8 protein-coding genes, 1 tRNA gene and 1 pseudogene (1 of these 10 running past the window's edge) are annotated in these 13,296 nt (G+C 62.2%); 5 read left to right on the top strand and 5 right to left on the bottom strand.

Translation table 11 applies throughout. The features are described 5' to 3' along the window. Both ACXAEK_RS01530 and ACXAEK_RS01525 read right to left on the bottom strand, forming a co-directional pair. The gene (locus tag ACXAEK_RS01530) at nt 1-2,154 is read right to left on the bottom strand and encodes an ABC transporter transmembrane domain-containing protein (RefSeq protein WP_475039411.1); all 2,154 of its coding nucleotides are present in this window, start codon (nt 2,152-2,154) and stop codon (nt 1-3) included. 22 nt (nt 2,155-2,176) lie between these two features. Further along, complete coding sequence (locus ACXAEK_RS01525; protein ID WP_475039409.1) at nt 2,177-3,790, bottom strand: ABC transporter transmembrane domain-containing protein; 1,614 nt, start codon at nt 3,788-3,790, stop codon at nt 2,177-2,179. A 325-nt stretch (nt 3,791-4,115) separates the two neighbouring features. Between ACXAEK_RS01525 and ACXAEK_RS01520 the strand changes: the two genes are divergently transcribed. Next, nucleotides 4,116-6,476 (top strand): PA14 domain-containing protein, encoded by a 2,361-nt coding sequence (locus ACXAEK_RS01520; protein ID WP_475039408.1) that lies wholly within the window; start codon nt 4,116-4,118, stop codon nt 6,474-6,476. Nucleotides 6,477-7,086: 610 nt separating this feature from the next. Further along, nucleotides 7,087-7,486, top strand: a pseudogene (locus ACXAEK_RS01515) (transposase family protein); the annotation flags it as partial. A 225-nt stretch (nt 7,487-7,711) separates the two neighbouring features. On the opposite strand, the gene ACXAEK_RS01510 reads toward ACXAEK_RS01515, so the two are convergent. From ACXAEK_RS01510 to ACXAEK_RS01500, 3 genes are all read right to left on the bottom strand, one after another. Beyond that, nucleotides 7,712-7,788 (bottom strand) — tRNA-Arg (locus ACXAEK_RS01510). A gap of 35 nt (nt 7,789-7,823) precedes the next feature. Further along, entirely contained in the window at nt 7,824-8,300 is a 477-nt protein-coding gene (locus ACXAEK_RS01505; RefSeq protein WP_475039407.1) for a GNAT family N-acetyltransferase, read from the bottom strand. A gap of 84 nt (nt 8,301-8,384) precedes the next feature. Then, nucleotides 8,385-9,737 carry a sensor histidine kinase gene (locus ACXAEK_RS01500; protein WP_475039405.1) on the bottom strand — a complete coding sequence of 451 codons (1,353 nt, stop codon included), beginning with the start codon at nt 9,735-9,737 and terminating at the stop codon, nt 8,385-8,387. A 422-nt stretch (nt 9,738-10,159) separates the two neighbouring features. Between ACXAEK_RS01500 and ACXAEK_RS01495 the strand changes: the two genes are divergently transcribed. The 3 genes from ACXAEK_RS01495 to ACXAEK_RS01485 all read left to right on the top strand — a co-directional run. Next, nucleotides 10,160-11,581: a methyl-accepting chemotaxis protein gene (locus ACXAEK_RS01495; RefSeq protein ID WP_475039404.1), complete on the top strand. Its 1,422-nt coding sequence runs from the start codon at nt 10,160-10,162 to the stop codon at nt 11,579-11,581. A 110-nt stretch (nt 11,582-11,691) separates the two neighbouring features. Further along, nucleotides 11,692-12,444, top strand: a complete 753-nt coding sequence (locus ACXAEK_RS01490; RefSeq protein WP_475039402.1) for a 5-oxoprolinase subunit B family protein — start codon at nt 11,692-11,694, stop codon at nt 12,442-12,444. Continuing rightward, nucleotides 12,441-13,296 carry the 5' portion of a 5-oxoprolinase subunit C family protein gene (locus ACXAEK_RS01485; protein WP_475039401.1) on the top strand. 176 nt of this gene lie beyond the right edge of the window, so only the first 856 of its 1,032 coding nucleotides appear in the window; it begins with the start codon at nt 12,441-12,443; its stop codon lies off the right edge, out of view. Before ACXAEK_RS01490 ends, ACXAEK_RS01485 begins: the two co-directional genes overlap by 4 nt.

Raw genomic sequence — 13,296 nt, 5'->3', positions numbered from 1 at the left:
TTACCGATCGCCGCTGGCATGAGGGCCGAACAGGTATGCGGAAACCTTTTCCCGCCCCTTGCGGCCCTTACCGTTCAGCACTGTCCGCCCTTGCTGCAAGACTGAGAACTTGTCGCCCAAAGCGAGATCCTCGGGCCGGTTCGAAACCAGCAGTGTGGCGCTGCCCGCCCGCCGCCGGGCAATCGCGGCGCGGATCAGGCTGGCATGGCCGGAGGCCAGCCCCTCGCACGGCTGATCGAAAATGCGGACCGGGCCGGGATGCAGCAGCGCCCGCGCCGCAGACAGGCCCTGCAGCAATTCATGCGGCAGGCGGCTGCAGGCCTCGACTGTGAGGCGGGTGTCCATGCCCTCTGGCAAGGCGCCGACTTCGCGCTGCACCCCGGTTTCCTCAAGAACATCCAGGACCTGCCGCTGGGAAACGCCGGGCAGCGCCAGTTCGAAATTCTGCCAGATGGTGCCATAGACAAAGGCCGGCTGCTGTGGGGCAAAGGCAATGGCCCGGCGCAAGTCATCGACCGGGATCTGCCGCTGGTCGGTGCCATTGAACAAAACCCGCCCCGCAACAAGCTGATGCAACCCGGCGAGGGTTTCTGCCAGCAGGGTCTTTCCGGACATGTTTGCGCCCGACAATACCGTTATTTCATCCGGTTGCAGCATCAGACCCGCCCCGGCCAGAACCAGATCGCTGCCGCCGGGCAGCCGCAGCGCTGCCTGCTCCACAACCACCGGTGCTGCAGCAGGCGGTGCGGTCCGGGGGGCTGCGTCGCGGCGCAGCTCTTCCGGCTGAGCCAGCACCCGGTCGATATCCCGCAGGCTTTGACGGACCGCCATCGCCTGTCCGGCTGCCCTCGCAAGCGACTGAACTGGTGACAGAAACCGCCAGATCACCACAAGAAGGGCGACGAAGCCGCCGATGGTGAGCTCCCCCTGGATCGCCATCCTGGATGCCAGCAGCCCGCCGGCGACACCGGAAAGCAGGATCAGAAGCTGCGAGGCATGGGCCGAAAGCTCAATCAGGTATTGCTGCCGCATGGATGCGTTCAGGACATTGCCGAGCGCAGAGTGGAACCGGCGCTGCCAAGGGGCGGTGCAATTCAGCCGGCGCAGATGCCAGCGCTGCGCCGTAACCGTCTCGCAAAGCTGGCGCCATTCCCGTGCAGCATCGTTGGCACGCACCTCCTGGCGGCGAAGATGCGGAGCGAAGGCCAGCAGGAAAGCAACCTGCGCACCCGCCGCAGCCAGCGCCGCGAACCCAACCGGCGGCGCGATGTAAAACAGCAGCGCACCAAAGATCAAAACAAAGGGCGCATCCAGGCCAACTTGCATCAATGGCCCCACCAGCGCATCCCGGACCGTTTCGAACTGCTTGAGCCGGGCCCGCTGCTGTTGCGTGGTTGACTGCTGCTGCGCGGCATCCGGCAGCGCCATCAGCTTTTCCAGCAGTGCGAGGCTCAGCCGGTGCTCCAACTGCGCAGCCAGGCTGACCAGCGTGCGGCTGCGGATCCGGCGAACCGCCAGTTCGGTTGCCAGCCCAAGGAACAGGCCCGCGGTCAGCACCGCAATGACCCCCGGCACGCCCGCCGGGATCGCGCGGTTGTAGACAAGCACCACAAAGACCGGTGCCAGCAGACCGGCAAAGTTTATTGCGGAGGAGGCAAACAGAAGCGGCCAGACGTGGTCCTGTACGCCTTTCAACAGTGCAGCAGTGCTGTGCGCGGCGGGCCTGCGGCTCGCGGCAGCGGATGGCAGCACCGATAGCCGGGCTTCCTCCGGGCTGGCCGCCGCGGCGGCGGTCCCATCGGGATAGCCAAAGACCCGGAAGCTTCCGTCCGGAGATATGAGTAAACCAATTTCAGGATCGTCCGGACCGGCCGGCGAAGTGTCCTTGCCACGCAGGAACGGCACTCGAAGCGCAATAAGCGCATCGCATAGGTCCCAGCCATCATAGCGGTCCCGCGCGTGCGGCAGGGCAGCCCGGACCTGTGCCTCGCTTGCTTCCCAGCCGCCAAGATGCAGCAGGGACGCCAGCAGCGCCGCGGCACGGGCCGGTTCCGCCCCGTCCCGGCGGTCTGTTGCCCAGTCCAGCAAGGCTGCGTTCGGCAGGAGAGCCTGCGCGCTGTGCCTTTGCCCGATTCCGGTGCTGATGCTGTTCATAGCTGATTTTCCCCCTGCTGTGTCATGCCGCCCCACTGGAATCCGCTTTGCCGGGCTCCAGCCGGATGACGATATCGGCAGCATCGAGAACCGCCTGCGTCGGACGGGTTAAAACGCAGGTCGTCTTGCCGCGCAGCGACAGCAGCATAGTTTCGAGCGCGCGGGCACCGCTGGGATCCAGATCCGCAAACGGATCCTCCAGCAACAAGACGACAGGCTGCGCTGCAAAGGCCCGTGCCAGCGACAGGCGCCGGAAGAAGCCCGGGCTGCCAACCCCCTGGCCGTCGCGGGCAACCCGGCTGTGAACACCCTCCTGGAGCAGCGCCAGTTGGCCGCTGATCCCCAGATTTTCAGCCGCGCTTTGCAAGGCCTCAGTGTAGCCTTCCGGATTGAAGGCCGTGAGGTTTTCCAGGATGTCGCCATCCGTGACCACGGGCTGCCGGGGTTCGAACACCAGGCCTGGCGGTGCCGTAGGGGCATGCGGGTCCGCATCGCCGGCCCCTTCAAGCAGCACTGTCCCTTTGTCTGCACGGGTTTCACCCGCAAGGATCTGCAGGAACACGCCGCTGCGGCAACCGATCCCGCCGTCGGCGGCAACCAGTTGGCCCGGCGCAGCCGCAAAACTGATGTCTTGAAACCAATTCCCCATTTGACCGGGGCGGCTGAGCGTCAAGTGCTGCACGATGAGCCCGCCCGTGGCGGCCGTCCGGTAAGATCCCGCCGCGGCGTCCGTCACCCCTGTAACTTCTGCCAGCCCTTTGGTCCGCGCGGACGCATCATCCTTGACGGCGCTGAGGAACGTCAGCTGGATCACCGGCTGCACTGCACGCCCGGTTAGCAGCATGCAGGCTGCCAGTTCTGCCACCGGCAGTTTGCCTTGGATGGACAGCCAGCCGCCCAATGCGCAGGTCAGAACAGTCGCGATCTGGGAGCCTGCGCTTACCGCGGCCTGCCCGCTGCTGCTCAGGCGGATGATCTTTTCGCTGGCGGCAGAGGCGCTGGCATGCAGCAGCTCATACCGGCGCAGCATTTGATGTTCCAGGCCAAGCAGCTTGATCAGCCGCGCGCGCCGCAGGATTTCCTGCAGGAACGACAGCCGGCGCTTGTCGTATTCCCGTTGCAGGAGCGAAGCTTTGCGGTAGGGGCGACGGAGCAAGGCAACTGTCAGCAGCAGCCCGGCAATAACTGCAATCGGGGCGGCAACCAGCCAGCCTCCCAAGGCCAGGATGATCAAAAGGAAAAATACAGAAAACACCAGGTCAACGGAAACCTTGACAAATTGCTCCCGAACCGCGTGGCGCAACCCGAGCACCCCCATCAGGCGGTCGACCGTGGCTTCCTGCCCCAGTTGTTCCAATGCTTCCGGCGACCCCTCAAACAGCGCATCCGACAAGGCTTTCCCTGCCTGTTCACCTTCCGCGCATGCCGTTTCCAGCACGTAGTGTGTCCGGGCGGCCTTCAAGGTGAAGTCGATCAGCAGGACGGCAATCAGGACCAGGAATATTCCAAACAATGTGCTGTGGGATGCATTTGGTATGACCCGGCCGAACACAAGCAGCATGCTTATTGGAAGCGCAAGCGTGAACAGGTTGATCACGATTGCCGAAAGGATTGAATCCGCATCAAGACTTTTCATGCCTGCCCAAAGGGCGGCAGCATCTGGCGGGCGTCTCCCCATCATCGTTACCCTAACACTAATAAACCACTATAGATTGAGTATCCGGAATCCCCCTTTATCGCTGGTAAAGACACGCGCCTTAATGGGGACAATTTTACAGCAAGTGAGTCATCTAATTAATCGCTCTCAGCGTGCGCCGATGGTATTAACAAAATGAAAAGCTACTGGCGGCCGGTTCTTTAACACCCCTCCGTCAAAGCTCAGTGTTTTGCGTTTTGTGGCAGTGTTTGCCAGGGAGGCCGTATTGGCTGAAGAAAATCCGTTCGGCGCTGGGAGCGCCGGAATGACCGGTGGTGGACCGGTTGAAAACCGCATCGAAGAAATGGAGCGCGAACTGCGCACAAAAACTGCCAACACCGCACCGAAGTTCGGTGAGGGGGATGGTACGGACGATGGTGAACGGCAGTCGCTCTTGCACCGTGGCACCATGGATTATCCCGGAATGGAACGGGCCGGGCGCGATGACTGGGACATTTTTCCGAAGGAAGATGAGAGTTCGATTGACCAATCCGCACCCCGGCCGCCCAAAACCAGTCAATTGGAAGACCTGCAAAACACGCTGCCTGAGCAGATGGGTGTTTCACAAGAGTTTTCCAAAGATCCCAGGGATGGCGCCGGTGACGTCTTTGATTTGCCGATGGCATCAACCGAAGCGGCTTCTTCCGGCAGTTCACCCAGAGAAATTGAGCCGCTGTCCCGGCCTGCGCAGAATTTGGCTTCTACCGGCAATCCGCCGCTCTCTGATCCAGGCCCGGTGGACCCGAACCCTACCGACCCGGACCCGGTGGATCCGAACCCGACTGATCCAGACCCGGTAGACCCGACACCGACCGATCCGGACCCGGTGGATCCGACACCGATCGATCCGGACCCGGTGGACCCGGACCCTACCGACCCGGACCCGGTGGATCCGAACCCGACTGATCCAGACCCGGTGGATCCGGACCCTACCGACCCGGGCCCGGTGGATCCGACACCGACCGATCCGGACCCGGTAGACCCGACACCGACCGATCCGGACCCGGTGGATCCGAATCCTACCGACCCGGACCCGGTGGATCCGGACCCGACTGATCCAGACCCGGTGGATCCGGACCCTACCGACCCGGGCCCGGTGGATCCGACACCGACCGATCCGGACCCGGTGGATCCGAATCCTACCGACCCGGACCCGGTGGGTCCGGACCCGACTGATCCAGATCCGGTAGACCCGACACCGACCGATCCGGACCCAGTGGACCCGGACCCTACCGACCCGGACCCGGTGGATCCGAACCCGACTGATCCAGACCCGGTGGATCCGACACCGATCGATCCGGACCCGGTGGATCCGTCACCGATTGATCCAGACCCGGTGGACCCGGACCCGACTGATCCGGATCCAGAGGAACCCGAAGTCAACAGCGCTCCCGATGAGCCGGCCTTGGATAACGCCGTGGTCGCCGAGAATGCCGCGGGCGCCGCCATCGGCACGGTCTCGGCCAGCGATCCCGACGGCGATGTGCTGAGCTACAGCGTCGATGACGCCCGCTTCGAGATTGACGGCACCACCCTCAAGCTGAAGGACGGCATCAGCCTCGACCATGAGGCCGAGCCCACGGTCGAGGTCACCGTCACCGCCACCGACCCCGGCGGCCTTGCCAGCAGCAGCTTCACGATCACCGTCAGCGATGTCCCGGTTTCCCCTGCGACTGTAACGGTCAGCACGGGTTTTCTTGTGGAACAGATCGCAGTTGCCGATGGGGTTCTTGGCCTCCTCGGAGTGGACTACGGCAGTGCGCCAGTGGATGATTTCTACACATCGGCCATCGACTTCCCGAGTACCCCTTTCTCTTTCTTTGACGCCACGTCAGCCGATGTTTTTGCAACCCGTGTCACCGGGCGCATCGAAGTGGAAGACCCGGGCAGCTACGAATTCCGCCTGACAAGCGGAGATACCGTCGTCATGTGGATTGACGGGGATCCGGTTGTCATCAATGCGGTCGAAGGGCTGGCCTCCGTGCAGCTTGGAACGTCCAGCTTGAGTGCCGGCGAGCATGAAATTGTCATTCACCATCTCGATCTCAACGGGGATGCAGAAATGACTCTGGAATGGCGCGGCCCGGGCGAGACGGATTTCAGCCTGGTCACGCCGAGTACAACCGGCACGATCGAGGATGACGATGACGCAGGCTTCATAGTCGATATCGACACTGGAACCAGCAGTCTTTTAGGGGTCAAGCTGACAGATGTGCCTGACAACTGGGTGATCAGTTCGCAGGACAATGCGGGGGTCCCGGCCGATGGAGAACTGGACGTCACAGGCTGGGACTTGTCGCAGCTTAAAATCGCGCCGGCTACCGGCGATTTGGGTGCCGTATCAATCAATGTCGAGACGACCCTGCAGGCAGCGGATGGAGAAATCGAAACATCTGCCAGCAGCTTCGATGTAACGGTTGTTCCGGAAAACGGCATCGTGCTTGATCTCGATCTTGGACTGGGCGGGCTCCTGGCGCCACCCCCGCCTGATCTGAGCCTTTTGGCCCAAGCCTCTTTGCCGGAAAGCGGAGACCTCGCAGATCCTAAAATCGAAGACGTAATTGAAACAACTGATCAGCCTCCTGGTGCGCACATTTTTCCTGGCGCAGAACTGGATGTGATTTAGCCTGTCTGAAAGTCGAAACGCCGGACAATGTGGAGACCGCAACCAGAGGGGCTTTGACGAGCGCGCTGGCGGGTGTGACGAGTTTGCGAGCGGCGGGCGTGATAATGACTTTGTGAGGTTTGCCTGCATCGCGAAGCCGGTCGGTAAAGACTTTCAGGACCGGATTGCGATGGCGGGCAACGTTAGCGCCTGGAACATCACATGCCGCAGAATTCGCCGTCCCGCCGCCGGTAATGCGCTTGCCTTTCAGTGCGCCGCTGCCGTGTGCAATGGGAGCGAGGCCAGTCAGAGTGAAGGCCTGTTTTCGCGGGAGATGGCCAGGCAAAGGCGTTCGCCATTGTGCCCGAACCAGTGGCGCATCAATGGCTCACTCTGTGCGGGTGGGAATTGCCGGGTCCGGGCGTCCGCTGCATCCAACGCTGCCCATAGCCGTCATTCCTGTCCACCGCCGCTCGGGAAAACGATTCCCCGGATCGTTCTCTGTTCCTCGCAGCACTCAAAACAAAAGGGCGCATCCTGCGGCATGGCCACCCTGACAACTTTCTCGTCACCATCCGCAGTGTTTGACCGCCTTGCGCGCTCACCATTTGGTATGCTCAGGATTTAATCCGGGGGATCAAATCAACTGAAAAGGGGCGGCATGAACTCCAAGCAGCATGCCATCTGTAACTGCCAGGGCCGGCCGCTCAGATCGTTCGTCGCCGCCGGGCAAGTCAGCTGGTACATTGGAGCACGGGCACTGCTAAGCAGCTTGCCGAAGGTGAAGTGGCTCCTTGGCGATAAAGGCTGCGACGCCGGCTGGTTCAGAGAAGCATTGAACGACAAAGGGATACGCGCATGCATCCCTGATCGGAAAAAGCGCAAAAAAGCAGGTCAGATACAGCAATCACCGCTACGAACACCGCGACCGCCCCTCTCGGCGATGCTTTGCGTTGCCTGCCGGCAGTTGATGCCCAAAGGTGTTTTTCTACGCCATCGCTCTGGCTGCAACGGTCACCGGCTGGCTCTGAAACTCAAAGTGTCCAGACCCTGCGTGAGGTTGCGCCAATCCTGAACACGCTCATGAGCTGAGATTTTCCGGGTGGCGCCCTGGGGCCGGTCGAGGGGGGAAAGTGTATTCTCCCTGAGCCTTTCCTACTCTTAATTTCACTTGGCATTTTCCACTTCACACAGGGTATGCATCAAAACCCCTAGAAGTGTGCAAGGCTATGCCTAATTGGCAGTTTTGGACGGTATGGCGATCCCTTGAGGACTCGAACCCCAAACCTGCTGATTAGAAGTCAGCTGCTCTATCCAGTTGAGCTAAGGGACCGCTTGAGGCCTGTTATGACAGCCTTGGGCCAGGGGTCAAGCGGCTGTGCGCAGATCCAGGTGCATGAAAACGGACCAGGGATCTTCGGCATAACTGCCAAAGGGGCCGCATTGGACAAACCCGAAGGACTCATAGAGCTTGCGCGATGGCAGGAATTCGGTGGTGGAGCCGGTTTCCAGATAGACCCCTGCAGCCGCTTCCTTGCGGCACTGGTCCAGCAGGAAGCCCAGCATCGCACGGCCGGCGCCGCCGCCGCGAGCCTCTGCTGCGGTGTGCATGGACTTCAGCTCCAAGAAGCCGTCGCCAAGGGTTTTCAGCGCCCCCATGGCGATCGCCTGGCCATTCTGACGCAGCAGGTAGAACTGCACGTCAGGGTCTTCCAGCCCGCTGGTCCCCAAGGCGTGGCAGCTTTCGGCAGGGGATTGCGCCGCCATCTGCTCCAGGTGGCGGCGGATCAGGGCGGAGGCATCCGGTCCAGCCGGGTCGGAGAGGCTGATGTCAAAACGGGGCATAGGCGGCAACTCCTGCGTTAGGGGCGAATCCGGATGGCAGCGATCCGCTCCCGGGCCCAGAAAGTCAGCCGGCCGGTTGCAGTGTCAAGCCCGTCCGGAGCCGCCGTCCTCCCTTGCCGCTGCCGGGCGTGCGTGTTTGGGCCAGGTAAAACGGACTTCGCAGCCCTCGCCTGGGGCGGAATGCAATGCGATTGCGCCGCCGGCTTGGTCCACATGCTTCTTGACCAGCGCCAGACCGATTCCGCTGCCTTCGACCGCGTCGCGGGATTTGAGCGTTTTGAACATTTTGAAGACTTGTTCGTGAAACTGCGGGTCGATTCCCGGGCCGTCATCGGCAACAGAAAATTCGTAGTTGGTGCCACACTCCCGGGCGCTGAGGCGGATCAGCCCGGTGCCGGTTTCACTATGTTTGATCGCGTTGGAAATCAGGTTGGTGAAAACCTGTTTCAGCGGCATGACCGGCACCTGAAGGCTGCTGAAGCCGGGATCCGTGGTGATCGTAAACCCCTGGGGCTTGTCGACCAGCAACAGAACTTCGCGGATCAGGTCTTGGCCGCTGACCAACTGTTTGTATGTGGCGTCTGTTTTACGTCCCGCACGTGCGTATTCATGAAGGTCATCCAGCAGCCGTTCCATCCTGGATACCCGCGACAGCATCAACTGCAGATTCTCGCGGCTGTCTTCGTCGAGCATGGGATCCAGGTCTTCTTCCAGCCAGCGGGCGGCATTGGCGATCACCCGCAGCGGCGCCCGCAAGTCGTGAGAAGCGACATAGGCGAAATCGTCGAGGTCCCGGTTTGAGCGGGACAGATCCTGGATCAGCCTGTCGTTCTCCGCCTCGGCCTGCTTTTTACTGGTGATGTCTCGGACGATGCCGCTGAACAGGTGCAAGCCGCTGGAACGGATCTCGCTCACGGACAGTTCAAGCGGGAAAATACTGCCGTCCTTGCGCAGGCCTTCGACCTCCCGGATGGTGCCTATTATCTTCTTCTCGCCGCTTCGGCGGTAGTGTTGCAGGTAGCTGCCGTGTTCTGCGCGGTAAGGTTCTGGCATCAGCAGAGTGAGGTTCTTTCCGATAGCCTCCTGTGCGGAATAGCCAAAAATTTCCACACACGCGCGGTTATAACTATGGATGGTGCCGTCGCTGCCGGCGGAGATCATGCCTTCGACTGTATTGTCTTGTATTGCCGCCAATTCGCTTTGTTTGCGTTCCAGGGAAATCTGGATGGATTTCTGCCGCGCGACGATAAAGGCAAAGGTCCAAAGCGCAACAATTGTTAAGGCCCTGTTTGTCAGGACAATCCATTCATGAATTCCGATCCGGTGAAAGATAACATAGCCGAGAACTGTGAGTGTGCTGCCCGCAGCGGCATAGAGGTATGCCTTTCCGGGAGTGCCACCCCAAAGCGCGCAAAGGACCACTGCCGTATAGATCAAGCCGCCTGCCACGCCCAGCGGGGTCAGATAGTCAAACAGAAACCCGGCAATCACCAGCAGGGTTGCACAAACTTGATACCCGGGGGCAATAGCTCCGAGCCGGAAGTCGCGCCGCTGACCGGTGGTGTGCTTGGCATAGGTCATATCTGCTGCCCCTTGCTGCTGCCGTGCAGGCCCCAGGGCGGGGGACCGCAAAACCAGGGGCTTTTTCTGCAACTGCGGAAAAATTGTTCATGCAGACAACAGTATAGAGGCCATATGTAAACATGTAGTCAATCTATTGCTGTTTGGTTGGCGCTTAATGCAACTCTAAGGTTGTGCGCGAGACTGCAACCCGGGCCGCGTGCATTAAGATTTTTCTGTTGGTTTCACGCTACTCAATGGCCGAGTCATTGAGAATCAGAGACGCGCGGAGAAATTCATTGTTTTTCAAATCCAAGGCGGCCAAGCCCGCAGAGACGGGCTGCAGCGGCAAGATCATCGGGGAAATGGTCAACCGCACGCAGGCTACGGTTCAATTTAATCCGGATGGCACGATCCTGACTGCGAACGAAATCTTTCTGTCCGCAATGGGATACAGGCTGGAGGAAATTGAAGGCAAGCACGAGTCGATGTTCGTGGCCGAAGGCCTGTCCGCCAGTCCGGACTATCAGGCGTTCTGGCGGGAACTGGCGTCGGGCAAAGTGATCACGGATCAGTTTCCCAGGGTGGCCAAGGATGGTTCCACGGTCTGGATCCAGGCCACATATGCGCCTGTACCGGGGCCGGATGGGGCAGTTGAACGTGTAGTGAAAGTGGCGACCGATGTCACTGTGCGGCGGCTGGGATTGCAGGAAATCGCCCGCGGTCTGGAGGCTATGAGCCAGGGCGACCTGGGGGTGCGGGTCACCTTGTCGGAGCAGGCTGATATTGCGGCGTTGGGCGAGGCCTTCAACCGGTCTGCAGAGCAGCTGGATACTGCCATCGGGGCGGTCACTCAGGTATCGCAGGCGGTCGGCCGCACGGCAGATGAGATTTCGCGATCCGCCGGCGACCTGTCTCAGCGCACCGAAAGCCAGGCCGCAACGCTGGAGGAAACAGCTGCTGCGATCGAGGAGTTGACCAGCACAGTGCATTCTGCGGCAGAGGGCGCGGGCAAGGTAGAAGGTATCGTCGGCGATGCCAAGACGGCAGCAGAGCGCAGCGGCAAGGTGGTGAGTGACGCCGTGGATGCCATGTCCGAAATTGCAAACTCCTCGGAAGAGATAGCCAAGATCATCGGCATGATTGACGACATCGCCTTTCAGACCAACCTGCTGGCGTTGAATGCCGGGGTCGAGGCCGCGCGCGCGGGTGAGGCCGGCCGTGGATTTGCTGTTGTCGCATCCGAAGTGCGGGCGCTGGCGCAGCGCTCGGCCGGGGCGGCAGGCGAGATCAAGCAGCTGATCAGCCAGAGCAAGCAGCAGGTCGCCAGCGGTGTGGATCTGGTGGGCCGCACCGGCGCGGAGCTGAAACAGATCATCGAAAGCGTTGGCACAATCTCCACCCACATTAGCGGCATCGCCACTGGCGCCAAGGAACAGGCCACCTCGCTGAGCGAAATCAATCTTGGGGTGTCGCAGCTGGATCAAGTGACCCAGCAGAATGCCGCGATGGTGGAGGAAACCTCTGCCGCCAGCCGCCAGCTGTCGGCAGACGCGGGCCAGCTGACCCGGGAAGTGTCCAAGTTTAAGGACGGCAAGGCTGCTTCCGCTGCTGCCTCTGGTGATGTGCTGGCGTTCCGGCGTCCGGCTTCCGCCGCCCCGGCCGCAGATGGGTTTGCCGGCGCAGCCATTGCCGCGGCGCAGGGCTGGGACGACTTCTGAGACGGTCCGGCAGCATCGCTTGCTGCCGGCGCAGCGGCTTGCCCGAATTGACGTGTTGACACTCCCCGCCTGCGCCGCAACGCTGGCCGCAAAAATGACGGGGTGAAAACATGAACAGCCATGATGCCGCCGCCTATCCGCTGGTCCGCCGGGCCGGGCTGAGCGGGCTGCTGGTCAGCTTTGATGAAAGGCTGAGCGAGTCGTCAAACCGGGCCGCTTTGGCGTTCCGCACTGCGGTGGAGGAACTGGCATTGGATGGCGTGGTGGAAACCATGGCCTCGCTTGCCTCAGTCTTTGTCCGGTTTGAGCCGTCGGTGCTGCCGCACGACAGGCTGGAGGCTGCGCTGCAGGATTTGGTTGCCGCGCGGGACTGGCTGCAGGCGCCGCTGCCGGCCGGGCGGCGGTTCTGGCGGGTGCCGACGGTTTACGGCACCGACCTGGCGCCGCAGCTGGCAGAGGCCGCCGATGCCGCAGGAATGAGCGAGGCGCAGGCTATCGATAGCCTGAGTGCGGCACGGGTGCGGGTGCTGACCATCGGTTTTGCGCCTGGCCAGCCCTATCTCGGCTCGCTGGGACCGGAGTGGAACTTGCCGCGCCAGACCGAACTGACCCCGATGGTGCCGCGCGGCGCGCTGGTGCAGGCGATCAGCCAGTTCGTGCTGTTTGCAAACCCGGCGCCAACCGGTTGGCGCCATGTCGGCCAGACCGGGATGACGGTGTTCCGGCTGGAGGCGGAAGAGCCCTTTGCCTTGCGGCCCGGTGACGAGATGCAGTTTGAGCCGGTCTCCAAGCCGGAGTTTCTTAATCTATGTAGTGCCGATCCGCATCTGGGCGGCGCTACGGCTGAGGAGATCCAGTCATGAATGGCCTCAGGATCCTGCGGATTGGCCCGGCGGCATCGGTTCAGGACCGTGGCCGGCCCGGGCTGCTGGGGCAGGGGGTATCCCAAGGGGGGGCGGCGGACCCGTTGGCTTTGGCTGAGGGCGCGGCGCTGCTGCGCCAGGATCCGGGCCTGGCAGCGCTGGAAATGGGCGGCATGGGCGGCGAGTTCGAGGCAACCAGGCCACTGCGCATCGCCTTGACCGGCGCACCGATGGCTGCGGCGCTGGACGGCGAAGCGCTGGTCTGGAACGCCTCGCACCGGATGGAAACGGGGCAGCGCCTGACCATCGGTGTCGCCCGCGCAGGCGTTTACGGCTATTTGCATCTGGGCGGCGGCATTGCCACGGAACCGCTGCTAGGCGCGCGCGCCGTGCATCTGATGGCCGGGTTGGGCAGGGCGGCTGAGGCCGGTGACCTGCTGCCTGCCGGGCCGGATCCGAACAGCGAAACCGGGCTGGTGCTGGAGGCCGAGGACCGGTTCAAGGGGGGCGAGCTGCGCATTGTCGAAAGCTTCCAAAGCCACTTGTTTTCCGAGGCGGTCCGGGCCCGCTTTGCCGCCACGGCTTTCTGCCGTGGCAGCCGCGCCAACCGGATGGGGGGCGAAATGGTCTCGGACGGAGTAGGGTTTGCCGCCGAAGGCCAGCTCAATATCCTGTCCGAGGTGATCCTGCCCGGCGACGTGCAGATGACCGGCGACGGCAAGCCCTTTGTGCTGCTGCGCGAGTGCCAGACCACCGGCGGCTACCCGCGGATCGGCACCGTGCTGCCCTGCGACCTGCCCAGGGCGGCGCAGGCCCAGGCCGGAGCGGCGCTGCGCTTCCGATGGATCAGCC

Source organism: Leisingera sp. ABM4_101, from assembly GCF_056158725.1.
The sequence above is the reverse complement of the archived record's forward strand: the minus strand, read 5'-3'. Positions and strand labels throughout refer to the sequence as shown.

Excerpts from the sequence above, each read along its gene's own strand:
- ACXAEK_RS01490 (WP_475039402.1), top strand. The coding sequence starts at position 11,692 with ATGAACAGCCATGATGCCGCCGCCTATCCGCTGGTCCGCCGGGCCGGG.
- ACXAEK_RS01520 (WP_475039408.1), top strand. The coding sequence starts at position 4,116 with ATGACCGGTGGTGGACCGGTTGAAAACCGCATCGAAGAAATGGAGCGC.
- ACXAEK_RS01530 (WP_475039411.1), bottom strand. The coding sequence starts at position 2,154 with ATGAACAGCATCAGCACCGGAATCGGGCAAAGGCACAGCGCGCAGGCT.
- ACXAEK_RS01505 (WP_475039407.1), bottom strand. The coding sequence starts at position 8,300 with ATGCCCCGTTTTGACATCAGCCTCTCCGACCCGGCTGGACCGGATGCC.
- ACXAEK_RS01525 (WP_475039409.1), bottom strand. The coding sequence starts at position 3,790 with ATGAAAAGTCTTGATGCGGATTCAATCCTTTCGGCAATCGTGATCAAC.